The organism is Agromyces agglutinans (assembly GCF_009647605.1).
GTDB classification, from domain to species: Bacteria; Actinomycetota; Actinomycetes; order Actinomycetales; family Microbacteriaceae; genus Agromyces; species Agromyces agglutinans.
Map to the genome: position 1 here is coordinate 45,990 of NZ_WJIF01000005.1, position 22,829 is coordinate 68,818.

Annotated in this window: 24 protein-coding genes; 19 read left to right on the plus strand and 5 right to left on the minus strand. The window is 71.4% G+C overall.

Going from position 1 to position 22,829, the window contains the following annotated elements; all coding sequences use genetic code 11:
• The first annotated feature begins 418 nt into the window (after nucleotides 1-418).
• Both GE115_RS10165 and GE115_RS10170 read left to right on the plus strand, forming a co-directional pair.
• Complete coding sequence (locus GE115_RS10165; protein ID WP_153684692.1) at nucleotides 419-1,003, plus strand: PadR family transcriptional regulator; 585 nt, start codon at nucleotides 419-421, stop codon at nucleotides 1,001-1,003.
• Between the two features lie 137 nt (nucleotides 1,004-1,140).
• Nucleotides 1,141-2,817 carry an ABC1 kinase family protein gene (locus tag GE115_RS10170; RefSeq protein ID WP_153684693.1) on the plus strand — a complete coding sequence of 559 codons (1,677 nt, stop codon included), beginning with the start codon at nucleotides 1,141-1,143 and terminating at the stop codon, nucleotides 2,815-2,817.
• 71 nt (nucleotides 2,818-2,888) lie between these two features.
• Here the strand turns inward: GE115_RS10170 and GE115_RS10175 are convergent, their stop codons facing one another.
• Nucleotides 2,889-3,704 (minus strand): hypothetical protein, encoded by an 816-nt coding sequence (locus GE115_RS10175; protein ID WP_153684694.1) that lies wholly within the window; start codon nucleotides 3,702-3,704, stop codon nucleotides 2,889-2,891.
• 157 nt (nucleotides 3,705-3,861) lie between these two features.
• Between GE115_RS10175 and GE115_RS18835 the strand changes: the two genes are divergently transcribed.
• Genes GE115_RS18835 through GE115_RS10190 form a run of 3 tightly spaced genes read left to right on the plus strand, consistent with a single transcriptional unit; the run spans nucleotide 3,862 to nucleotide 5,748 of the window.
• The gene (locus GE115_RS18835) at nucleotides 3,862-4,020 is read left to right on the plus strand and encodes a hypothetical protein (protein WP_246190699.1); all 159 of its coding nucleotides are present in this window, start codon (nucleotides 3,862-3,864) and stop codon (nucleotides 4,018-4,020) included.
• A gap of 13 nt (nucleotides 4,021-4,033) precedes the next feature.
• Nucleotides 4,034-4,414 carry a YciI family protein gene (locus tag GE115_RS10185; RefSeq protein ID WP_153684695.1) on the plus strand — a complete coding sequence of 127 codons (381 nt, stop codon included), beginning with the start codon at nucleotides 4,034-4,036 and terminating at the stop codon, nucleotides 4,412-4,414.
• Nucleotides 4,396-5,748 carry an RNA polymerase sigma factor gene (locus GE115_RS10190; RefSeq protein ID WP_312855066.1) on the plus strand — a complete coding sequence of 451 codons (1,353 nt, stop codon included), beginning with the start codon at nucleotides 4,396-4,398 and terminating at the stop codon, nucleotides 5,746-5,748. Before GE115_RS10185 ends, GE115_RS10190 begins: the two co-directional genes overlap by 19 nt.
• Before the next feature lie 89 nt (nucleotides 5,749-5,837).
• Here the strand turns inward: GE115_RS10190 and GE115_RS10195 are convergent, their stop codons facing one another.
• Nucleotides 5,838-6,167: a hypothetical protein gene (locus GE115_RS10195; RefSeq protein WP_153684696.1), complete on the minus strand. Its 330-nt coding sequence runs from the start codon at nucleotides 6,165-6,167 to the stop codon at nucleotides 5,838-5,840.
• 156 nt (nucleotides 6,168-6,323) lie between these two features.
• Here GE115_RS10195 and GE115_RS10200 point away from each other — a divergent pair, with 156 nt between their 5' ends.
• Entirely contained in the window at nucleotides 6,324-7,835 is a 1,512-nt protein-coding gene (locus GE115_RS10200; protein ID WP_172979817.1) for an HNH endonuclease signature motif containing protein, read from the plus strand.
• Between the two features lie 53 nt (nucleotides 7,836-7,888).
• On the opposite strand, the gene GE115_RS10205 is transcribed toward GE115_RS10200, so the two are convergent.
• The gene (locus GE115_RS10205; RefSeq protein ID WP_172979819.1) at nucleotides 7,889-8,683 is read right to left on the minus strand and encodes a bestrophin-like domain; all 795 of its coding nucleotides are present in this window, start codon (nucleotides 8,681-8,683) and stop codon (nucleotides 7,889-7,891) included.
• 227 nt (nucleotides 8,684-8,910) lie between these two features.
• Here GE115_RS10205 and GE115_RS10210 point away from each other — a divergent pair, with 227 nt between their 5' ends.
• The 3 genes from GE115_RS10210 (at nucleotide 8,911) to GE115_RS10220 (ending at nucleotide 11,691) form a co-directional block, all read left to right on the plus strand.
• Nucleotides 8,911-9,414 (plus strand): hypothetical protein, encoded by a 504-nt coding sequence (locus GE115_RS10210; protein ID WP_153684699.1) that lies wholly within the window; start codon nucleotides 8,911-8,913, stop codon nucleotides 9,412-9,414.
• A 58-nt stretch (nucleotides 9,415-9,472) separates the two neighbouring features.
• Nucleotides 9,473-9,979 (plus strand): GNAT family N-acetyltransferase, encoded by a 507-nt coding sequence (locus GE115_RS10215; protein WP_153684700.1) that lies wholly within the window; start codon nucleotides 9,473-9,475, stop codon nucleotides 9,977-9,979.
• A 239-nt stretch (nucleotides 9,980-10,218) separates the two neighbouring features.
• A complete protein-coding gene (locus GE115_RS10220; RefSeq protein WP_172979820.1) occupies nucleotides 10,219-11,691 on the plus strand; it encodes a DHA2 family efflux MFS transporter permease subunit in 1,473 nt (490 codons plus the stop codon).
• Nucleotides 11,692-11,754: 63 nt separating this feature from the next.
• On the opposite strand, the gene GE115_RS10225 is transcribed toward GE115_RS10220, so the two are convergent.
• Complete coding sequence (locus tag GE115_RS10225; RefSeq protein WP_172979823.1) at nucleotides 11,755-12,198, minus strand: MarR family winged helix-turn-helix transcriptional regulator; 444 nt, start codon at nucleotides 12,196-12,198, stop codon at nucleotides 11,755-11,757.
• A gap of 151 nt (nucleotides 12,199-12,349) precedes the next feature.
• On the opposite strand from GE115_RS10225, the gene GE115_RS10230 reads away from it, so the two are divergent.
• From GE115_RS10230 to GE115_RS10245, 4 genes are all read left to right on the plus strand, one after another.
• The gene (locus tag GE115_RS10230; RefSeq protein WP_153684703.1) at nucleotides 12,350-13,216 is read left to right on the plus strand and encodes a haloalkane dehalogenase; all 867 of its coding nucleotides are present in this window, start codon (nucleotides 12,350-12,352) and stop codon (nucleotides 13,214-13,216) included.
• A 106-nt stretch (nucleotides 13,217-13,322) separates the two neighbouring features.
• A complete protein-coding gene (locus GE115_RS10235; RefSeq protein WP_153684704.1) occupies nucleotides 13,323-13,760 on the plus strand; it encodes a hypothetical protein in 438 nt (145 codons plus the stop codon).
• Nucleotides 13,761-13,826: 66 nt separating this feature from the next.
• On the plus strand, nucleotides 13,827-14,267 hold the full coding sequence (locus GE115_RS10240; protein WP_153684705.1) for a VOC family protein: 441 nt from the start codon (nucleotides 13,827-13,829) through the stop codon (nucleotides 14,265-14,267).
• Between the two features lie 313 nt (nucleotides 14,268-14,580).
• Complete coding sequence (locus GE115_RS10245; RefSeq protein WP_153684706.1) at nucleotides 14,581-14,988, plus strand: hypothetical protein; 408 nt, start codon at nucleotides 14,581-14,583, stop codon at nucleotides 14,986-14,988.
• On the opposite strand, the gene GE115_RS10250 is transcribed toward GE115_RS10245, so the two are convergent.
• Entirely contained in the window at nucleotides 14,910-16,085 is a 1,176-nt protein-coding gene (locus GE115_RS10250) for an ROK family protein (protein WP_153684707.1), read from the minus strand. The two genes, GE115_RS10245 and GE115_RS10250, sit on opposite strands and share 79 nt — an antisense overlap.
• Nucleotides 16,086-16,230: 145 nt before the next feature.
• Between GE115_RS10250 and GE115_RS10255 the strand changes: the two genes are divergently transcribed.
• The 6 genes from GE115_RS10255 (at nucleotide 16,231) to GE115_RS10280 (ending at nucleotide 22,804) form a co-directional block, all read left to right on the plus strand.
• Entirely contained in the window at nucleotides 16,231-17,271 is a 1,041-nt protein-coding gene (locus GE115_RS10255; protein WP_153684708.1) for a hydroxyacid dehydrogenase, read from the plus strand.
• A 2-nt stretch (nucleotides 17,272-17,273) separates the two neighbouring features.
• Entirely contained in the window at nucleotides 17,274-18,662 is a 1,389-nt protein-coding gene (locus tag GE115_RS10260; RefSeq protein ID WP_153684709.1) for a sulfatase family protein, read from the plus strand.
• Between the two features lie 58 nt (nucleotides 18,663-18,720).
• Nucleotides 18,721-19,992 (plus strand): extracellular solute-binding protein, encoded by a 1,272-nt coding sequence (locus GE115_RS10265; protein ID WP_153684710.1) that lies wholly within the window; start codon nucleotides 18,721-18,723, stop codon nucleotides 19,990-19,992.
• Between the two features lie 63 nt (nucleotides 19,993-20,055).
• The gene (locus GE115_RS10270; protein ID WP_153684711.1) at nucleotides 20,056-20,988 is read left to right on the plus strand and encodes a carbohydrate ABC transporter permease; all 933 of its coding nucleotides are present in this window, start codon (nucleotides 20,056-20,058) and stop codon (nucleotides 20,986-20,988) included.
• The gene (locus tag GE115_RS10275) at nucleotides 20,985-21,908 is read left to right on the plus strand and encodes a carbohydrate ABC transporter permease (protein WP_312855067.1); all 924 of its coding nucleotides are present in this window, start codon (nucleotides 20,985-20,987) and stop codon (nucleotides 21,906-21,908) included. The genes GE115_RS10270 and GE115_RS10275 overlap by 4 nt, the downstream gene beginning before the upstream one ends.
• A 2-nt stretch (nucleotides 21,909-21,910) precedes the next feature.
• Nucleotides 21,911-22,804 (plus strand): Gfo/Idh/MocA family oxidoreductase, encoded by an 894-nt coding sequence (locus GE115_RS10280; protein ID WP_216648812.1) that lies wholly within the window; start codon nucleotides 21,911-21,913, stop codon nucleotides 22,802-22,804.
• The last annotated feature ends 25 nt before the right edge of the window (nucleotides 22,805-22,829 follow it).

Genomic DNA, 22,829 nt, shown 5'->3' on the forward strand with positions numbered 1-22,829 from the left:
TCTTCGACGATAACTATTGCCAGCGGCCAGACGCTATCGCATCGCACGTCACGGTATTGCGCGATTCTGACGTTCGCATCCGTTGAGACCCGTCCCACCATGGGGATGCATCGGATCCGTGACCACCCGCTACACACAACTTGCCCCCCGTGGCCGCACCTCAGGCCTCGCGACAAGAGATCCGGTTCGAACCGTCGATACGCAGGCCACACGTGTCGGCGAAGGCGATGGGCTGAAGGACCGGCACCGAACGAACTGAGGACGGATCCGCCCATTCCGACAAGAGCGACCGCGGTCACTGGCCCGCCCGAAACCGCCTGCCTGCCGGAGCCCCAGCTCACACTACCCAAACCCCTCGAACGATATATCGTTGATATATCGTCGCCACTGGGCGAGTACCCGTCACAGGGAGGTCATCATGAGCGAATCATTCATGGGCAGCGGTTTCGGCAGCGGCTCGAGCAACTGGGGCCAAGGCCGAGGCATGGGCCCGGGCGGCCCGAACCTCTGGGAGGCCATGGACCAGCTCCGCGGCTTCTTCGAGCAGAAGGCCAGCAGCCCCCGCATGGCGCGCGGCGATGTGCGTGCGGCCGTGCTCGCCCTCCTCGCCGAGAAGCCGATGCACGGGTACCAGATCATCAGCGAGATCGCCGAGCGCAGCGGCGGCGCGTGGAAGCCGAGCGCCGGCTCGGTCTACCCCACGCTCCAGCTGCTCGCCGACGAGGGGCTCATCGCCGCCGAGGAGTCGCAGGGCCGCAAGACGTACTCGCTCACCGAAGCGGGCGAGGCCGAGGCCGAGGCATCCACCGACCGTCAAGCGCCCTGGCAGACGCCGAGCTCACGTGAAGCCAGCCCGATGGGCGCGCTGCCGAAGGCGGGCATCGAGCTCGCGCAGGCGGCCGCGCAGGTGCAGCGCACGGGCACGCCCGAGCAGGTCAAGCAGGCGGTCGACGTGCTCGACGAGGCGCGTCGCCGGCTCTACTCGATCCTCGCCCAGGACTGACCCCGGTGAGCTCGGGCGAGGCTGCGGCAGAGCCACGTCACGGCAGCAGCAGCGCGCACAGCAGGAGGGGCGAGACGCCCGACATAGGGAACACGCGCGCCCGCTACCGCCGCATCCTGCGCTTCGCGGCGCGTTACATGGTGCAGACGTGGTGGTTCGAGCTCGTGCTGCCGCGGTTCGGTCTGGCGAAGCTCGCGGCGCGAGGGCGGGCGGCGCGGTTGACGCGCATCGCGCAGCGCTTCCACGTGCTCGCGGTCGACCTCGGCGGCCTCATGATCAAGGTCGGCCAGTACCTGTCGTCGCGGCTCGACGTGCTGCCGCCCGAGATCACGCGCGAGCTCGCCGGGCTGCAGGACGAGGTGCCGCCCGTGCCGTTCGACGCGATCCGGCGGCTCGCCAAGGCCGAGCTGGGCATGCCGCTCGAGCGCGCCTACGCCTCGTTCGACCCGACGCCGCTCGCCGCGGCATCCCTCGGCCAGGCGCATCGCGCCCGTCTCTCGCCGCTCGACGCCGCCGACGTCGGATACGACGAGGCGGTCGTCAAGGTGCAGCGACCCGGCATCGAGACCATCGTCGACGTCGACCTCGCGGCACTACGCCGCGTCGCCGGATGGCTCAGCCGCGTGCGATTCGTCGCGAGCCACGTCGACCTGCCCTCGCTCGTCGAGGAGTTCGCCGTCACGAGCCTGCAGGAGATCGACTACCTGCAGGAGGCGCGCAACGCCGAGCGGTTCGCCGAGAGCTTCGCCGGCGACCCCCGCGTCGCCGCGCCCGAAGTCGTCTGGGAGCGCACGACCCGCCGCGTGCTCACGCTCGCCGACGTGACGGCGATCAAGATCAACGACCGCGACGCACTGCTCGCCGCCGGCATCGACCCGAAGGCCGTCGCGAAGCAGTTCGCGGCCGTCATGTTCGACCAGCTGTTCCGCGACGGCTACTTCCACGCCGATCCGCACCCCGGCAACATCTTCGTCACGCCGGTCGCGCAGCATTCGAAGAGCGACACGGATGCCTCGGCGGCGAGCTCGCCCGCTCCGTCGGGCGCTGCCCCCGCCTGGCGGCTCACCTTCATCGACTTCGGCATGATGGGCGAGGTGCCCGACGGGCTGCGCCGCGGCCTGCAGCAGCTCATGCTCGCGGTCGCCGCGCGCGACGGCAAGCGCCTGGTCGAGAGCATCCGCGGGGTGGGCATCCTGCTGCCTTCGGCCGAGACGGCGGAGCTCGAACGGGCGATGTCCGAGCTGTTCGCGCGCTTCGGCGGCATGGGTCTCGCCGAGGTCGCGCAGGTCGACGAGCGGGAGCTGCGCAGCTTCGCGCTCGAGTTCGGCGAGGTCATTCGGGCGCTGCCGTTCCAGCTGCCCGAGAACTTCCTGCTCATCATCCGCGCGATGTCGCTGACGTCGGGCCTGTGCAGCTCGCTCGACCCCGACTTCAACATGTGGGACGCCGTCGAGCCCTACGCCGCCGGCCTCCTGCGCGACGAGCGCGGCAACCTCGTGCAATCGTTCGCGCAGCAGGCGCTGTCGATCGGCGCCACCGTCGCGCGACTGCCGCAGCGCCTCGACGCGCTCGCCGACCGCATCGAAGAGGGACGCCTCGTCGCGAACTCGCCGAGAATCGAGCAGCGGATGACCCGCCTCGAGCGCACCGCGCGGCGCATCGTGTCGGCCGTGCTGTTCGTCGGCCTGTTCATCGGAGGCATCCTGCTTCGCGTGGATGAACCGGTCTGGGGCGGCGTGCTGATCGCGGTGTCGGCGGTGCCGCTGCTGCACGCGGTGTTCGCGGGGGTGTTCGCGCGGCGCGGGCCGCGGTGAGGTCAGCTCCCGCGGTCTGGGCCTCGAGAAAGCGCTGGGCGTCGGTCTGAGATCGGGCGCTCAGAGGGCCATCAGACCCGTGGCACCATCTCGGGGAGCGCCATGCACACCGCGTGGTACGTGAGCTCGTGCGTTCCGCGCGTCGGCACGTGGGGGGCGAACAAGATCTCGGTGTACGGGTCCTCGAGCGGCACACCCGTGAGGTACACGGTCCCCTCGGCATCCGCCATCGGGTCGTACCCGTCGGCCCTCCAGAACGACATGGCCAGATTCGAAAGAAGAGGATCAGCGCGGGCTCCCCTCTCCTCTGCGCGAATGGTGACGACGGGTGCCACGCCCCGTACTCCGCCGGCGCGGATACAGGACTCGCGCCTGACCTCGGGTTCGCCGAGCGGGGTGAGCTGGAGGCGCTCGGTCATCCATTCGAGGTGGGCGATGCCGTCGGCCTCGACAGCCGCGTCATCCAGCGATTCCTCGAAGGCGATGACGGCATCCTGCTCGACGATCCTGACGACACTCGCGACGGAGAAGATCGACGGCGAACCGAGGAGCAGGCACACCGCCGCGGTCACGAGCGGAGCCCAGCGAAGTCGTCGGCCCGTCTTGGCCAGGTGACGTCGGCGGATGATCCAGCCGACGATCACGGCGAGCGGCACGCCCACCGCGAAGCACATCGACACGATCATGCCCGCGAGGTACGCCGAGGAGCCCAGGTCGTGGAACACGAATCGGGCCGCGTTGTCCAGGAACACGACGCAGCCCACGAGCAGCGACGCCACGACCCCGAGCGAGACCCACACGGCGGCGGCTCTTCCGCTCTTCGGCGGCGGAGTGCTGTCGTCGTGCTGCTCGGATGCCTCGCTCGACTCGAGGTGTTGGTCCGTCACGGCGCTTCCTCTCGACGCCGAGCCAGGCGCCCGTGCGGTGGATCGACGGTAGCAGGCACGCGCCAGGCCAGGCCCCCGCGCACGTGTCGATCGCGGCCCCCCTCGATCGTTCATCACCTGAGGGGCCGCATCGGGTGGCCTCGGAACGGAGCGAACGATGACCACCATCACCGCGTTCGAGAGCGTCACGCTCGACGGCGTCATGCAGGCGCCCGGACGACCAGACGAAGACACCAGGGGCGGCTTCGCCCACGGCTCGCAGCAGGCGATGCCGACCACGACGGGCGTGATCATCGCCCAGTACGCTGTGCGGTGAGCGGAGGTCGATCATGCGATACACGCTGCTGCTGCACTACTCCGAGGAGTCGCCCGAGTCGCTCGGCGAGGAGGCGCTCGCCGAGGGGATGCGCCGCATGGCCGCCTTCGCGGCGACCCTGCACGACGCCGGAGTGCTGCTGAGCGCCGAGGTGCTCCAGCCGAGCGAGACGACGACGACCCTCCGCCGAGACGCCGATCGACTCCAGGTGCAGGACGGCCCGTTCGTCGACGCGAAGGTGCAACTGGGCGGCACCATCGTCATCGACGTGCCCGACCTCGACGCCGCGCTCGAGTGGGCCTCGCAGGCGCCCGCGCTCGATTGGGGCGGGGTGGTCGAGGTTCGCCCGGGCGCCGTGCACACGGTCGACGGGTCGTGGGTGCCCAACCGGTGATGGATGCCGCGGGGTCGGGTTCGGGCGGTGGCTCGAGCCCTCCCGCGGGGTCGGGAGGACGCGACGGCGGGGGCTCGCCCGCGGGTCTGCCGACGGGCGCGCCCGCCGGCCCGCCCATCGTCTCGCCCGACCGTGCGATCGCGTACTCGGCCGCGGCACATGCCGCCCGCGATTCGTATGGACGGCTCGTCGCCGTGCTCGCCGCGAACACCGGCGACCTCGCCCTCGCCGAGGACGCCCTCGCCGACGCCTTCACCACGGCGCTCGAACGGTGGCCGGCGAGTGGCATCCCGGACAACCCGGAAGGCTGGCTGATCACCGTGGCCCGCAATCGGCAGCGCGACGTGTGGAAGTCGGCGGCGGCGCGCGCGAGCGCGCCGCTCGACCTGGCGACGACGGATTTCGCCGAACCGTTCGACGCCTTCGACGCGGTCGACCCGCTGCGCATCCCCGACCGGCGGCTCGAGCTGTGCTTCACGTGCGCGCACCCGGCGATCGACGAGGCGGCGCGCACGCCGCTGATGCTGCAGGCGGTGCTCGGATTCGACGCCGCGCACATCGCCGCCGCGTACGCGGTGCCGACCGCGACCATGGCGCAGCGGCTGACCCGGGCGAAGCGACGCATCGCCCGCGCGCGCATCCCGTTCGTCGTGCCCGACCGCCGTGACCTGCCCGAGCGGCTTCCGGCCGTGCTGGAGGCGGTCTACGGCTGCGCGGCGATCACGTGGCGCGACGACGCCGACTCGCTCGCGGGCGAGGCGCGCCACCTCGCGGTGACCCTCGCCGGCCTCCTCGAGCGCGAACCCGAGGCGTGGGCGCTCGCCGCCCTCGTGACGCTGTCGCTCGCGCCGCCGCGGTCGGGGCCGTACGTGCCGCTCGAGGAGCAGTCGCCGGCCTCGTGGGATGCGCCGCTCATCGACGAGGGCGAGGCCTATCTGCGGCGAGCGGCCGCGTTGCGGGGCGGGGCTGCGCCGGGGCGGTTCGAGCTCGAAGCGGCCATCCAGGCCGTGCACCTCGACCGGCGCCGCACCGGCACCGTCGACTGGGCCGCGCTCCGCACGCTCTACTCGGCGCTGCTCGCGGTCGCACCGAGCCTCGGCGCGCGAGTCGCGGCCGCCGCCGTCATCGGTCGAACGGATGGCCCGGCCGCCGGTCTCGCGGCGCTTCCGGCCGGCGGCGAGGGATTCCAGCCGTGGTGGGCGACGCGGGCCGACCTGCTGCGCCGCGCTGGCGACGAGGTCGACTCGGATGCCGCGTACGCCCACGCGATCGAACTGGCGCGGGACCCCGACGTGCGCGCGTTCCTCGCGGAGCGGCGGAGCGAGCTGCGGTGATCTGAGGCCGGTGGACCCCGGTCGGATCGCCGGGGGGTCGAGTAAGGCGCGACGCCGGCGCTCGCCGCTGAGTGCCCGCCGCCGCGCGGTCAACCGACCGTCGGCCCCCGCCGGCCGAGTTCGGCGACGAGCGCGCGTTGGAACGCCTCCTCGTCGGGCGACCCGATCCCGTAGCCGCCTGCCATGCGCGCGGCCCGGGCCTGGAAGAAGAGCGTCGCCCGGATGTCCTCGACCGAGACCTCGTCGAGACCGCGACGCTCCCACGCGGCACGCACCGGCACGACGATGTGGCGGAACAGGGACTCCGGCGTGCGCTCGCCCGTCGACCTGCCGACCCAGGCGTAGCCGTCGAAGGTGTGGGCGAAGTCGTTCCACGCTTCGAAGGTCATCGCGTCGCTGTCGGGCACGGGCACGGGCATTCCTTCACGATAGCGACGCGAGAGCGACGGATGCCACGGCCCATCGACTACTCCTCCACAGGGGTGCTCCTGGCAGATTCATCCACAGGCAAATCCCTGATCAATCGTGGTTTCGTGACCGCGACGAATGTCGGTGGGTGGGTGCAGGATCGAAGCATGGAACAGCTCCCGACCCCAACCCCGCGTGCATCGCTCGCGGGCCTCGCCGCGCTCGAGCGCGATGTCGCGGTGCTCGGCGAGCAGTGGGTGGGCGCGATGCCGGCGTGGGGCGCCACGGCGGGGTCGGCGCAGGTCGAGGTCGAGCAGATGAGCGATCCCGGCCTGATGCGGGTCGTCGACGCGCTCGCGAGGGTCCGGCGCGATGCCGATGCGATGCTCGCGAGGGTCGCGGCCGAGGTGGCGAAGCGATCCGGGCCCGAGTTCGGCGACCTCGGGTTCGCGAAGGCGCAGGGCTTCCACAACCCGACGCGGCTGCTGGCCGCGTCCACCGGGGCATCCCGTGCCGACGCGTCGCGACTGATCGCGGTCGGCACCGCGACGGCGCAGCGTCAGACGTTCAGCGGCGAGCGCCTGCCTTCGCGGCATCCGCATGTCGCGGCAGCCGTCGAGGCGGCGACTATCGGTCTCGAGGCGGCATCAGCGATCGTATCGATGCTCGAGCGGGCGTCGGCGCGAGCCGAGGTGGGCCACGTCGACGTCGTCGAGGCGGCGCTCGTCGACCTCGCCGGGCGGGTTCCGCTCGAGACGCTCATGCGCGGGATCCGCGAGGCGGAGGCACGCCTCGACCCTGACGGCGTCGAGCCGCGCGAAGACCTGCTCCGCATGGAGCGTTCGCTGACGATGCGCGAAGACGGCCGTGGCATGGTGCACCTGCACGCGCGACTCGACCCCGAGAGCGCCGCCCCGGTGAAGTCGGCCATCGAGGCGCTCGTGAGCGATGCACTGCGCCGACGCGAGCCAGGCGCGGGCGACTCCGCCGCAGGTGGTCCCGCCGCAGGTGGTCTCGGTGCGAGCGGTCTCGGTGCGGGCGGTCTCGGTGCGAGCGGTCTCGGTGCGGACGCTCTCGCTGCCATCGCCGACGACCGGCGGTCGATCCCGCAGATCCAGGCCGACGCGCTCGCCGCGCTCGCTCGCCACACACTGGGCTGCGCCGAAACGCTCACGCCGCTCGCGAAGACCACGGTCATCGTTCGCGTCGACCTCGACACGCTCGTCACCGGGCTGGGGCCCGCGCGCATCGACGGCCTCGACGAGCCCATCTCGGCGGCCACGGCGCGACGTATGGCCGCCGACGCCGAGATCATCCCGGCGGTGTTCGGCGGCGACAGCATCCCGCTCGACCTCGGACGGGCTGCCCGGCTGTTCACGAAGGCGCAACGACTCGCCCTCGGCGAGCGCGACGGCGGCTGCGCCGCATGCGGCCAGAACATCGGCTACGTCGAAGCCCACCACATCAGCTGGTGGGAACGAGATACCGGCCCGACCGACCTCTCGAACGGGGTGCTGCTCTGCGGCTTCTGCCACCACACGGTGCATCGCGAGGGGTGGAGCATCCACGCGAGCCCGAGCGAGGTGTGGTTCATTCCGCCGCCGCACGTCGACCCGGCGCAGGTTCCACGGCTCGGCGGGCGGGCGCGCTTCGCGCTGCGCGAGGCGCGGGCGGCATGAGGGCCCGTTCGTGCTGCGTGATGACTCCCGGCGAAGGGCCCGGACCCGCCGCCTCACTCGCGCGCGTCGACGATCTGCTCGAGCACCCGCTCGTACGCACCCGGGCCGACGGAGATCGCGCCGGCGTACGGATGGTCCATGTCGGCCGTGACGAAGATGACCAGGCCCACGAAGAGCGCGAGCAGGCCCGCCATGAGCAGGTGCAGGCGCGGGTTCGTGAAGTGGATGAATGCGATCAGCACCGCGTTCACGGCGGCACCGACCCAGATGACGAGCCAGAACAACGCGGGCAGGGCGAGCGCGGTCGCGTCGATCCGCGCGCGCCGCGACTCGATGACGTCGTCGAAGGTGGCCAGCGCCTGCTGGAACTCGGCCTGGTCGCCCCGGGTGTCGGCTTCGACCGAGTGCAGCAGTGCCTCGAACTCGTCGATCTGCGTGTCGCTCGCGCTCGGGAGCTCGCCTCGCGCCTGGTCGGGGAAGTCCACCTCGATGACGGTGTGCAGGTACGCGTCGAGAACCTCCTGCATCGAGCCATCCAGATCATCGGGCAGCCCCCCGGTCGCCCGATAGAGCGCACCGACATCGCCGGCCTCCTCGATCGTGGCCTGCCGGGTGTCGGCGAAGTTCTCGTAGACGGCCACGGCGACGAGCGCGAGCAGGATGCCGAAGAACACCCCGAACGTGCCGATGACATGGCCGAGCGCGCGATCCCACTCCTTCGTCTCGGTGACGAACCGGCGCACGACCGGGCGCACGCCGATCACGACCAGGCAGGAGAGCGCGACGAATCCGCCGACGAACAGCGGCAGCGTGATCAGGATGCTCGTGTTGTAGAACCAGTCCAGCATGGCCGCTCCCCCGCCCCGGCGACGCACGGGCGGCGTCGCCCGCATCGCTGCCGCCCAGACTACGGATGCCACGCGCTCGCGCGCCAGAGCGACCTCGACCGGGGGTGGCGGCCGCCTGCCGGGGTGCCCGCGCGGTCGACCCGCTCAGGCTGATGGTCCCCGATCAGCTCTTGCCCCGACCCCGAGCCTGCTGCCACGATGCCAACAACCCTGAGACGGAGACACCCATGCCGGATACGCTCGCCCGCCCGCCCGCTGCTTCGCTCTCGACGCTTCCGGGCGCAGCCCTCATCCGCCGGATTCGAACGATGCTCCTCTGGGCGATCGGCACGGCGTTCGTCTACCAGGGCATCAGCACGGCGAGCAAGGGCGGCTGCCCCGGAGGCGTCACCGGTGACGGCGGCTTCATCGACGCGAACGGCGATCCGACGGAGGCCGCGTCGATGTGCGTGAACCTCACCCTGCGGCCGAGCTCGATCGTGTACGTCGCGATCGCCTTCATCGTCATCCTCGCGATCACGCGCGTGTTGCGAGCCTCCGACTCGCAGTCCGCAGCGCTCAAGACGCTCGACCGCGCGATCATCGTCATCGTGGCGGTCACGGTGGCGTGGACGGCACTCACGATGCTCTCGTTCTTCGCGATCCCCATCGACTCCTGGAACGGCGTCGAGCCGTTCGAGTTGCCGTTCACGGTGGGCCATGTCGAGGTGGATGTCTCGCCGATGCAGTAGCTCGCAGGGCAGGCCGCAGCAGCAGCAGCGGATCGAAGTGAACGGGGAACAGGAGACGATGGATTCGAGCAACACCGTCGAGGCCGTGATCGAACGGCCACTCGGTCCGGCGATGGCGGGCGAGGTACTGACGCTGCAGCGCGCGGCGTACGCGACGGAAGCGCAGGTCTACCGAGACCCGTTCCTGCCGGCGCTGACGCAGCCCCTCGACGAGCTCGCACGCGAACTGGAAGGGCCGGGGCTCGGACTCTGGCAGGGAGAACGACTCATCGGCGCGGTGCGCTGGACGGTCGCCGACGACATCGCCCACGTCGGGCGGCTGACCGTCGCACCCGACCTGCAGGGGCGCGGCATCGGCACCAGGCTGTTGCGCGCGGCCGAGCGCGCGAGCGGGGCATCCGAATTCGAACTGTTCACCGGCCATCTGAGCGAGGCGAACATCCGGCTCTACGAACGCGAGGGGTACGCCGTCGCCCGCCGCGAACCGCTGCACGACGGGGTCGACCTCGTCTTCATGCGGAAGTCGGCTCACCCTGCGCGAGCTTCATCGACAGCAGCTCGGTGAATCCGGCACGCCGGGCGCAGCGCACACCACCGCGCGTTCGGCCGGCTGCAACATCTGATCGCAGCACACGGATGCCTCGCCGCGACCCGTCGGCGAGGCATCCGTCATGTGCCGGTGGGCACCCCGCCGCGCGACCGCCATCGCGCCTCTGCCGGCACGTGTCGATCGCCGCGATCCCGTTCGTCGAACTGGTGAGGCCGCACGATCCGCACGGGGTCGACGCGGCGGTGAGGAGCGTCATGTCCGACGAGCGAGTCGCATCCGATGACCGATCGCACGACGCGGCGGCGTCGCCCGATCCACGGCGATGGAAGGCGCTGGCCGTGCTCGGTGCGGCGTTCTTCATGGTCATCCTGGATTCGACGATCGTGCTCACTGCGATCCCGTCGATCCAGTCGAGCCTCGACCTCTCGGTGACGGGCGTCCAGTGGGTGATCACGGGCTACGCCGTCGCGTTCGGCAGCCTGCTGCTCTTCTTCGGGCGCGTGGCCGACGTGCTCGGCCGCCGGAGGGTCTTCCTCGTCGGCACGGTCGTCTTCGTCATCGCGTCATCCGTGTGCGGACTCGCGGACACCGCTGCCGTGCTGGTGATCGCCCGGCTGGCACAGGGCGTGTCGGCCGCGATCATGGCGCCGAGCGCCCTGGCGATCGTGATCGGTGTCTTCCGCGACCCGGCCGAGCGCAACCGGGCGCTCGGACTGTGGGGCGCGCTCGGCGGAGTCGGCGCGACCGCCGGCCTGCTGCTCGGCGGCGTGATCACCGCGAGCCTCGGCTGGGAGTGGATCTTCCTCATCAACGTTCCGGTGGGCATCGCCGTCCTCGTGCTCGTGCCACCGCTGGTCGGCGAGAGCCGCGAGCACGGCGCCCCGCGACGGTTCGACGTCGCCGGTGCGGTGACCATCACCACGGCCCTCGTGCTCCTGATCTCGGCGGTCGTGAACGCACCCGATGCGGGCTGGACGGGCGCGACCACGCTCATCCAACTCGCGGGTGCCGTCGCACTCTTCGTGCTGTTCGTGGCGATCGAGTCGCGTTCGGCGGCACCGCTGGTGCCGCTCCGCATCTTCCGGCTGCGCACGCTGACAGCCGGCAACCTCCTCATCCTCGCGATCGGCCTCGCCGTCGACGGCATGCTGTTCCCGCTGACCCTGTACGCGCAGCAGGTGCTCGGGTTCACCGCCCTCCAGTTCGGGCTCATGAGCGCCGTGATGACGGGCATGTCGGTCGTCGGGGCGTTCGCCGGGCAGGCGGCCGTCACCCGATTCGGGATGCGTCCGGTCGCCGTGGCGGCCGCGCTGCTCATCGTGGCGGGCACGGTGCTGCTCACGTCGGTCTCGACCGGCGGCACCTTCTTCGGCGACCTGTTCTGGCCGCTCGTGATCTTCGGGCCCGGCATGGGCGCCGCGTTCGTGACCGCGCAGATCGCCGCGCTGCACGGCGTGCCCGACGCCGAATCGGGGCTCGCCGCAGGTCTCGTCGACACGTCGTTCCACCTCGGCGGAGCACTCGGCATCGCGGTCGTCTCCGCCGTGGCCGTCGCGGTCATCGACGCCGGCGGCTCCCCGGCACCGCCGTCGCCCGAGACGCTCACCGACGGGCTGCGGGCGGCGTTCGCGGCCGCCGCGGTGTTCGCGGCGGCGGGGCTCGCCGCGGCGCTCCTGCTGCCGGGGCGTGGTCGGCGGCGGACGTCGTCAGCGGCGTCGTCAGGGTAGTCAGCGTCGCCAGGGTCGTCAAGGTAGTCAGCGTCGCCAGGGTCGTCAGCGTCGCCAGGGTCGTCAGGGTAGGTCGCGAGCGTCGGTCAATGCCGCGAGGGTGGTGCGGAGCCGCCCGCGTTGCGGCTCGCTCAACGGCGCGAACAGCGCCGCCTCGGCCTCGTCGATCGCGGCATCCAATTCTTCGAGGGTGCGCCGGCCGGCGGGAGTGATCGCGATCACCATGCGGCGCCGGTCGTCGCTGCTCGGCCGTCGCGTGAGGTCGCCGGCCGCCTCGAGGTCGCGGACGGTCTGCGTCACGTCGCTCGGGTCGAGGCCGGCATGCCGGCCGATCGCCGCCTGGTGCAGCTCGCCGAACTCGTCGAGCGCGGCGAGTACGCGGAAGTCGTGCCCGCGCCGGCCGCGCTCGGCGAACGCCGCCGCGAGCAGTTGATGCGACCGGTGCGCGAGCGTCGAGAGTCGCCAGGTGGGCCGCTGCGCGAAGCGGGCGGCGAGTTCATCGACCATGCGAGGCATCCTACCGATTCATTGACGCGGCCAACGTTTTCAACGTATCGTTGGCGCGGCCAATCTTTTGGAGGCCTACCCGGATGCCGCTTCCCGGGCTGCATCCCCCCGGATGCTCTTCGGATGCCTCCGTCGAGCGAAAGCGACGAACATGCCCGCGATACCCGTACTTGACTCGACGATGCACTTCGACGAGCGCGGCCGCCGCCGCGACGGCACGACGTTCGTGTTCCTCCACGGCAACCCGGGCTCCTCGCACCAGTGGCGCCACGTGCTCGATCGGTTCGGCGACGGCCACCTGCTCGCGCCCGACCTCATCGGCATGGGTCGCTCGGGCAAGCCCGACCTCGCCTACGCCTTCGCCGACCACGCACGCTACCTCGATGCCTGGTTCGACGCCGTCGGCATCGAGCGAGTCGTGCTCGTCGGCCACGACTGGGGCGGCGCGCTCGCGTTTGACTGGGCGGCGAGGCATCCGGATCGCGTGCTCGGCGTCGCGTTCTTCGAGAGCATCGTGAAGCCGATGCAGTGGGGCGACCTGGCGCCGCAGGCGCGGGCGCGCTCCGAAGCGGTGCGGACGCCCGGCCTCGGCGAGGAACGCGTGCTCGCGACCGACGCCTTCATCCGCCAGGCGTTCACCGGCGGGGTGCTGACCCCCGTCGAAGGCGCCGAGCTCGACGCCTACCTCGCGCCGTTCCCCACTCCGGAGAGCCGCCGACCGGTCCTCGCGTGGGCTCGGCAACTGCCGCTCGGCGGCGAACCGCGCGAACTCGTCGAACGCATCGAGGCGTACGATCGATGGCTCGCCACGAGCGACTCGGTGCCGAAGCTGCTGCTGACCTTCTCGGGTTCCCCGACCCTGCTCATCGACGACGCGATGGCGGCGTGGTGCGCGGCCTCGATCGCCGCGCTCGAGGTCGTCGACGGCGGCCTCGCCGGCCACCACGCGCAGGAGGATCGGCCCCAGGCGATCGCCGACGAGATCGCGCGGTGGGCGGAGCGTCACGGGCTGCAGTGAGGGAGTGCGGTGAGGTGCGGGGCGCGACCAGCCCCGGGCACGCCCCGAGGGCATCTCCGTGGGCTGCACGGATGCCGCGGCGAACGGCGCGACCTACCGTGCAGCCATGACCGCTGCAACAGACGAACGCCCACCCGAGCAACGCGCACCCGGCGAACGAGTGTCCGAAGCGCCCGGCGCGCCGGCGGGCCGCCTCGCGCGCATGCCGATGCCGGCACGCGTCGCGGCGGCCCTCGCGCTCGCCGCCGGCGCGATGGCGGCGATCGTCGCTCTCAACGTCGGCGTCGGCACGGCAGGCGCCCAGCCGGCGAGCGCGGAATCGCTGTGCCGCACGGCCATCGAGTCGACACTCGAGTCACGCGGGCACGCCGACGTCAGGGTCGCGCAGACGATGCGCGTCACGCAGGCCGACGACGCCCACCGGGTCTCCGGATCCGTGGCATCCGTCGACGAGGCCGGCCGCACCGATCACGCCGCCATCCGCTGCGTCGTGCGCGGCGACGGCGACGCGATGCGCGTCGTCAGCGCGCGGCTGTCGGACTGACGAGGGTCGCGCCGGGCACGGCCGCAAGCATGGCGACCGCCCGGTGCCGCGCGTAGTCTCACCCGCATGAGCATCCAGCGCATGGACAACGTCGGCATCGTCGTCGACGACCTGGACGCGGCGATCGCGTTCTTCACCGAACTCGGCATGGAGCTCGAGGGCCGCGCGGACATCGAGGGGCCATGGGCCGACCAGACCGTCGGGCTCGAGGGCATCCGGTGCGAGATCGCGATGCTGCGAACCCCAGACGGCCACGGCCGGCTCGAGCTGAGCCGGTACCTGTCGCCCGAGGCATCCGAATTCTCGCCGCCGAACCCGCCGCACAACATCATCGGGATGCATCGCGTGATGTTCGCCGTCGACGACCTCGACGACACCCTCGACCGGCTGCGCCCGCACGGCGCCGAACTGCTCGGCACGGTCGCGAACTACGAGGGCGTGTACCGGCTCTGCTACCTGCGCGGGCCAGCGGGCATCATCGTCGCATTGGCGGAGCACGTGGGCTGAGCGGGGCGGCTGAACAGCGGGCCGAAGAGCGAACCCGCGCAACGGGGGCCAGCCCCTTGCGATCGGCGAGCGGCGACCGCGAGGCTGGGGGCTCCCCGTGCGAAGGCACCCCCATGAACGACGAGACCTCGAGCGACGACACCTCCCGGATCGGCACCATTCTCAACGGAACCGCATCGGGCCTGATCCCGATGGCGGTCTTCACGCCGGTCTACGCCGTCTGGACCCTCGTCGCCTGGCCGCTGCCGGGCGGCCTCCTGTTCGCCGCCGCGCTCACGTGGTCGGCCTACCTGCTCGTGACCGCCGTCCGGCAGTGCTCCTCGTGCTGGGGCGCCCGGTCTGGATCCTCCCGACCGTCGTGCTCATCGTCGCGCTCCACTTCCTGCCGATGCCGGCGATCTTCGGGCGCACGATCGACTACCACCTGGGCGCGGTGATGCTGCTCGTCGCTGGCGTCGGGCTCGCGCTCGCCGCGCAACCGCAGGTCGAGTGGGCGGTCGTGTGGGGCGTCACCGGTACCGGCGCGGCAGCCGTGACGAGCGCATACGGCCTCTACATGGTCCTGGCCGCGAGGGCGACGATGGCGCGACACTCCGTCGAGGCCGCCGTGCGGGATCGGCCTCGACTGCCCGAGCGGGCGCCTCAGGCCAGCGCGCCGGCCGCATCCGCATCGTCGAACTGCGCGACCTCGGCCGTGAAGAACGGCGCGAGAACCTCGTAGGCGGCACCCTTCGCAACCTCGGCCTCTGCCCCGATCACGAGGTCGAGCGAGGGGGCGGCCGTATTGCCGTGCGCGAACTCCGCCTGGAACGCCGCCTCGACCCCGCGCGAGAGCCGCTCGAGGTCGAGCTCGGGCGCGAACGCGACGATGACGCCCTCGGGTCCGAACATCTTGCTCGCATTCGCCATGGCCACGCCGAGCTGGCGCGCGGCCTCGTCGAGCACCGGTTCGACCTCGCCCGGATCGGCGTCGAGCCCCGCCTCGATGCCCCGCCTCGCGAGCTCGCGCTCGATGCCCCAGCGGCTGCCCCACGTCTCGAGGCAGCCCTGTGCGCCGCAGTGGCAGGGCCGATCGGCGTCGCCGACGCCTCGCCAATGCGCGAATCCACCAGCCGACGCGTCGAAACCGCGGTGGATGCGGCCTTGCACGACGACCGAGGCGCCGAGGCTCTGCCCGACGCTGAAGACGATGAGGTCGCGCCCCTCGAGGCGACCGTCGTAGAGCAGGCCGGCCGAGGCGAAGGCGTTGACGTGGCTGTCGAGCACGACCGGTGCGTCGAGCGCCCGGGCCAGCTCGGCGCGGAGCGGCACATTCTCCCAGCCGAGTGTGCCACTGTGCCGCACCCGACCTCCGGCCTGGTCGACCACACCCGACACCGCGATGCCGATGCCGACCACCTCGCCGCTCGCCTGCCGCCGGGTGACCGCGTCGACCGATGTGACGACGGCGTCCACGGCGTCGGCGAGCGCGGTCGAGGCGAGCTGCTCGCGATGGTCGGCGACGATCTCGCCGGCGAGGTCGGTGAGCGCGACGTACGCCTCGCGCGCGGTCAGGCGCACGCCGACGGCGAACACCGCCTCCCGTCCGAGCGCGAGCAGGCGCGCGGGCCGGCCGCCGGTTCCGCGCACCACGTCGGTCTCGACGAGCACGCCGGCGTGCAAAAGTCGACCGGTTATGCCCGTGACGGTCGCCGGGCTGAGGCCGGTCTGCGCAGCGATGAAGGCCCGCGCGACGGGTCCACGGGCACGCACCACATCGAGCACGAGCGCCTCGTTGATCTCGCGGATCAGCGCCTTGCTTCCCGTCCGCAGCTTCATCGCCGTCGTCCTGTCGTGTGCCGGGTCATCGTCGAACCCCATTCTGTCGAGTCGGTGCCGCGAGTGGATGCATCCATCTCGTTCTGCGGCCATCCTATTACTTCGGTCATTGACAAAACACATTTCTCCGATCTACGCTGCTCGCATGACCGACGACAACGGAGTCGGCGCGACCGCGCGATCCGATTCCCCCGAGCAGCTGCGCATCCTGCTGAGCGTGCCCGCCCACGAGTTGCAGGCGATGTTCCCGGCCGAGACCCGAGCAGCCCTCGACGAACTCGGCGAGGTGGTCGAGCACGATCCCGACGACCTCGCCGACCCGGCCGCGTTCCGCGCCGCCCTCGCGGGCGTGCAGGTCGCCATCACCGCCTGGGGTTTCCCGAGGCTCGACGCAGCCCGGCTCGCCGACGCACCCGATCTGCGATTCGTCATGCACGCCGCCTCCTCGCTGAGGGCGCTGACGAGCGACGACTTCTGGGCGACGGGCATCCCCGTCTCGCAGGCGGGTGCCGCGATGTCCCCCGCCGTGGCCGAGCTGTCCCTCGCCTTCACGATGGCCCTGCTGCGCCGCACGCATCGCACCGACCACGCGCTGCGCAGCGGCGGCGACTGGTGGGAGGCGCGCCTCACGCCGCGCGCCCGCGAGATCCGCGGCAGCCGGATCGGCGTCGTCGGGGCGAGCCGCACCGGTCGCGACTACCTCGAGCTCGTCACCGCGCTCGGCGCCGAGGTCATGGTCTTCGACCCCTACATTCCAGAGGGCGACCCCCTGCGCGCCGTGCAGCGTGACCTCGATGGCCTGCTGCGCGACAGCGAGGTGCTCGCCCTGCACGCTCCCGCCACGGAGGAGACGCGCGGCATGCTCGGCGCGACCGAGCTCGCGAAGCTGCGGGACGGCGCGCTCGTCGTCAACACCGCCCGCGCCGAGCTGCTCGACGCGGACGCCCTCTACGCCGAGGTCGAATCGGGCCGAATCGACGCGGCCCTCGATGTCTTCGAGGCCGAGCCGCTCGACGACCGGTGGCGCCGTCTGCCGAACGTGCTCGTCACGCCTCACCTCGGCGGAGCGACCGTCGAGTCCCGGCGACGCGCGGGCCGGATCGTCGTCGAGGAGATCCGCCGATTCGTCGGCGGAGTCCCCCTGCGCTACGCGCTCACCCGCGCCGACGTCGAACGGATGGGATGACGATGGCCCGAAACATCCTGATCATCCACTGCCACGACCTCGGCCGGTTCCTCGGCGCCTACGGCGTCGAGACGGTTTCGACGCCGCACCTCGACGCGCTGGCCGCCGAGTCGACCGTGTTCGAGCACGCGTTCTCGACCGCGCCCCACTGCAGCCCCGCCCGAGCCTCGCTCTTCACCGGCAGCTATCCGCAGCAGAACGGCGTGCTCGGCCTCACGCACGAGCCGTTCGGATGGGACCTGCGCGATCCCTCGACGCACCTCGCGCACCGGCTGCGCGGTGCGGGCTACCGCACCGAGCTCGTCGGGGTGCACCACGAGTCGAAGGTGCTCGCCGACGACGAGGTCGCGGCGCGGCTCGGATTCGACCGCGTGCGCACCGGAGGCGACCGTGACGTCGTCGCGCGGCGCGCGATCGAGGCGCTCGACCGGGCGGCCGAGGCCGCCGACGAGGCCGGCGCTCCGTTCTACCTGCAGGTCGGGTTCAACGAGCCGCACCGCTCGCCCTCGGACCGGGACCCGCTCGGCGTCATGGGCTTCCTCGGCGAGCACGTGGAACCGGACGCCAGCCGCGGGATCACGGTGCCGGCCCATCTCCGCGACGACGAGGGCGCCCGCACCGAGATGGCCGAGCTCCAGGGCGCGGTCCGCGCGATGGACGAGGGCGTCGGCCGCGTGCTCGCCCGGCTGAGCGAACTCGGCCTCGACGAGCACACCGTCGTCGTGTTCACGACCGACCACGGCCTCGCCCTCCCTCGCGCGAAGTGCACGCTCTACGATGCCGGCACGGGCGTCGCCCTGCTCATCCGCACGCCGGACCGCCGCGAGTGGAGGAGCCGACGCGTCAACGAGCTCGTGAGCCACGTCGACGTGGTGCCGACACTGTTCGAGCTCGTCGACCTGCCGGCGCCCGACGGGGTCGCGGGCCGGAGCCTCGTCCCATTGATCGAGCAGGGCGTGCCCGCGCGGGAACACGCGTTCGGCCAACTGACCTACCACACCTACTACGACCCCAAGCGGTCGGTGCGCTCGGCGACCCACAAGCTCATCGTGAACTTCTCCAATGCGCCGCGCGCCATGGACCCGACCCAATCCTGGGTGCATCGCAGCCTGCCGGCCGACCTCGCCGGGCCCACCATCGGCACCAGCCCCACGGTCGAACTGTACGACCTCCGCACCGACCCGCACGAGACCTCCAATCTCGCCGGCGACGACCGCAACGGCGACGAAGACCGGCGCGCGACCTTCGCCGCCCTCGCTGCCGCGCTCCTCGACTGGATGCGCGAAACCGGCGATCCCCTGCTCGCCCCGCAGCCCGGGCACCGACGCCACCGCCAGGCGCTCGCCGCCCTCGAGGAGGCCGCGCGTCTCCTCGAACCCGCCCTGCCCTGAATCCAACCCCTTCCCGGGACCGACGAGGCTTCCGGAACACCCAGAAAGCGAGAACAGCATGACCAGACGACACCTCCGGCTCGCGGCCGTGGCCGCCGCCGGCGCGCTCGCCCTGACGGCCTGCGCCTCGAACGGCGCGTCGACCGCACCCGCCGAAGACGGCGAGGTCAGCGGCGAGGTCACGATGTGGATGTACCCCGTCATCAAGGACGAGGCCGCCAGCAAGGAGTTCTGGGCCGGTGCCGAGGCCGACTTCGAGGAGGAGCACCCCGGCGTCGACCTCACCATCGAACTGCAGCCGTTCGCCAAGCGCGACGAGCAGATCTCCGCGGCGCTCGCCGCGAACTCGGGGCCCGACCTCGCCCTCGTCACCCCCGACATGGCGGCGACCTACCTCAACGTCGGCGGCGTGCAGCCGGTCGGCGAGGCGATCGACGACCCCGACGTGTTCTACCCCTCCACGATCGAGGCCGGCACGTTCGACGGTGAGGTGTACGGCGTGCCCATCTTCCAGAACATCGCGACCAACGTGGTGAACACGAAGGTCTTCGCCGACGCCGGGCTCGAGATCCCCGACACCTGGGACGACGTCCTCGAAGCCGCCCCGGTGCTCGCCGAGCAGGGCATCGCCGTGATGGACTACGCCGGCACGACCGAGCAGACCCTCAACCTCTCCTTCTACCCGTTCCTCTGGCAGGCCGGGGGCTCCGTCTTCACCGACGACGGCACCGACGTCGCCTTCGACTCGAAGGAGGGCGTCGCCGCGCTCGAGTTCCTCGTCGACCTGCAGGAGATGGGCGGACTGCCCGCCGACTCGGCGACTGCGTCGATCACGATCGAGGGCTCGCCGTGGGCTGCCGGCAAGGTCGGCATCCACACCAACGGCCTGCCCGCAGAGCTCGCACCGCTGCGCGCGGCGGTCGGGGGCGAGGGCGTCGAGGCCGCGCTGCCGTTCGAGGACGAGATCCGCGCCACCTTCGGCAACCCCGGCCTGATGGCGCTCACCTCGATCAACAAGCAGCAGAACCGCGAGGCCGCCTACGCCGTGCTCGAGTTCCTCTCCTCGAAGGAGTTCCAGACCGAGCTCAGCGTGGCGTCGGGCAACTTCTCGAGCCGCACCGACGTGCCCGCGCCGGGTGAGGGCGCCGATTACGAGACGCTCGAGGCCGCCCTCGAGTACGCCATCCCGGGCGAGCCGAACCCCGCCGCCCGCCAGGTGATGGCCGCGCTCGCGCCCTACATCCAGTCGGCCCTCCGCGGCGAGCTCTCGCCCGAGGAAGCCCTCGACCAGGCAGCCGACGAGGCCCGAGGCATCCTCGACCGCAACTGATCCATCGGGTCGCGGGCGATCCGCGATCGCCCGCGACCCACCCCGACACGATTGGTCTCCGCCATGTCCGTTCCCACCGCAGCCGCGTCGCCCACCGGGCGCGCCGCCGGGCGGCCCGGCCGCACGGCGAGCCGGCGCCGCGAGGCGATCGCCGGCCTGCTGTTCGTCCTGCCGACCATCGTCATCTTCGTCGTGTTCAAGTTCATCCCCATCGGCGGCGCCGGTGCGATGAGCCTCACGCAGTACCGCCTGAACGGCGACGTCACCTTCCTCGGCGCCGAGAACTACACGCGGCTCTTCGCCGACCCGCACTTCTGGCAGAGCCTCGGCGTCACGCTCGGGTACGTGTGCATCTTCGTGCCGCTGATCATCGTCGTCTCGCTCGTCGGCGCGCTGCTGCTGAACCGGCTGGTGCGCGCGAGCGGCGTCTTCCGCGCCCTGCTGTTCGTGCCGTACCTCAGCTCCTTCGTGCTCGCCGGCATCATCTGGAAGTGGATCTTCGCCGCCGACGGACCCCTCAACGCCGCACTCGACGGCGTGGGCCTCGGGCCGGTGCCGTTCCTCACCGGCGAGGCGTGGCTCGTGCTCGCGAGCCTCGCGATGGTCGCCGCGTGGAAGGGCTTCGGCTACTCGATGCTCATCTTCCTCGCCGGCCTGAAGGCCCAGCCGGCCGAGGTGCACGAGGCCGCACGCATCGACGGCGCCGGCAACTGGAAGTCCTTCTGGCACATCACGCTGCCGCTGCTGAAGCCGGTCGTCTTCTTCGTGCTCGTCATCGAGACGATCGTCGGCTTCCAGGTCTTCGACACCATCTACGTCATGACGGGCGGCGGCCCGGCGAGGGCCAGCTACAGCCTGATCTACTTCCTGTTCGACCAGGGCTTCCGATTCTTCGACTTCGGCTACGCGGCGGCCATCGGCATCGTCCTGTTCGCCATCGTGCTCATCCTCTCGCTGATCCAGCGCCGCTTCTTCGAAGGAAAGGACGAGCAGTGACCTCCACCGCGTCCCTCGCACTCGACGTCCCCGTCACCGGTGACGGCACCCTGCCCACCGGCACCCCGGGATCCTCCGTCCGCCCACCCCGCCGACGCCGAAGCCGCGGCGGCGCCGATGGCGGCCAGACCTGGCCGATCGTCGCGCTCGTGGTCATCTCGCTGTTCACGGTCGCCCCGCTCATCGCCGTGATCGTGCTCGCGCTCTCCCCCGAGGACGCGCCGACCATCCCCTACGCGCTGCCGTCGGAGCTCACCTTCGACAACCTCGTGCGCATCTTCAACGTCGGCGAGTTCCCGCTCTGGTTCTGGAACTCGCTCGTGTACTCGGTCGTCTCGGTGGTCCTCGTGCTCCTGACCGCGTCGATGGCGGCGTACGCCCTCGCCCGCAAGCGGTTCCCGGGTCGCAACCTCGTGCTCTGGTCGATCGTCGCGACGCTCATGGTGCCGATGCAGGCGACGCTCATCCCGACGTTCATCATGATCGCGGGCTGGGGCGGCGTGAACACGCTCTGGGGTCTCATCCTGCCGACGCTCGCGAACGCGCAGGCGGTGTTCCTCATCCGCCAGTTCGTGCGCGACCTGCCCGACGAGCTGTTCGACGCGGCCAGGATCGACGGGGCCGGCGAGTGGCGCACGTTCGTCGCGATCGTGCTGCCGCTCATCCGCCCGGTGCTCGCGACGCTCGCGATCTTCGTCTTCCTCTGGCACTGGAACGACCTGCTGTGGCCCCTCGTGATCGGCCAGTCCGACGAGGCGCGAACCCTGACCGTCGGCCTCGCATCGTTGAACACCGAGACCGTCTCGAACTCGAGCATCATGGCGGCGGCCCTCATCAGCTTCATCCCCTGCCTCGTCATCTTCATCGTGCTCCAGCGCCACATCGTGGCGAGCATCACCTCCAGCGGGGTCAAGGGGTGAGCGTGACGGATGCCGCTCCGGTGCGCTTCGGGCTCATCGGCGTGGACTCCTCGCACTCGGTGCAGTTCACGACGATGCTCGGCGACGGCCGCACCGGACGGGTCGCCGGCGGCACGGTCGTCGCGGCTTGGAAGGCTCCGACGGTCGAGGACTTCCCGCCGAGCCGCGACCGCAACGACTGGCTCGCCGCCGAACTCGAAGCGCTCGGGATGCCGCTGCTCGACTCGCCGGGGGCCGTGGCCGAGGCATCCGATGCCCTGCTCATCGTCGCGAGCGACGTGCGCACCCACCCCGCCCACCTGCGTCGGCTCACGCGCTTCGGCAAGCCCGTCTTCGTCGACACCCGCTTCGCGCCCACGCGACGCGAAGCGGTCGAGATGCTCGAGCAGGCGACCGGCGACGGATGCCTCGTCCTCGCCGGATCGCCGAAGCGGTTCACGCCCGAGTTCCGGGCGGCGCTGGGCGCTGCCGGCGGAGTCGAGCGGATCGACCTCGACGGCCCGTTGCCGGAGCAGCCGCATCACCCGTTCCTCGCCTGGTACGGAGTGCACCTCGTCGACCTCGCGGTGGCGGCGTTCGGACCGGGTTGCGAGACCGTCGAGGCGACCGGCGACCGGGTCACCGCGACCTGGAACGACGGGCGCGTCGCCACGCTCCGCGGCGACGCCGAATGGACGCCGATCACCCGAGGCGTGATCGGCACGGCAGCCGGCGAAGAGGCGTTCGAGATCGAGGCGAGCGCCGAGATGCTCGCCGGCCTGCTCGAGAGCCTCATCTCGTCGTGCCGGACGGACACGTCCAACGTGCCCGCGGCCGAGATCCTCGCGACCGTCGCGATCGTCGAGGCCGCGGCACGAAGTCGCGAACTCGGCGAACCGGTCTCCGTCACGGCCTGACCGGCCCCGCACACCACCGCCCCAA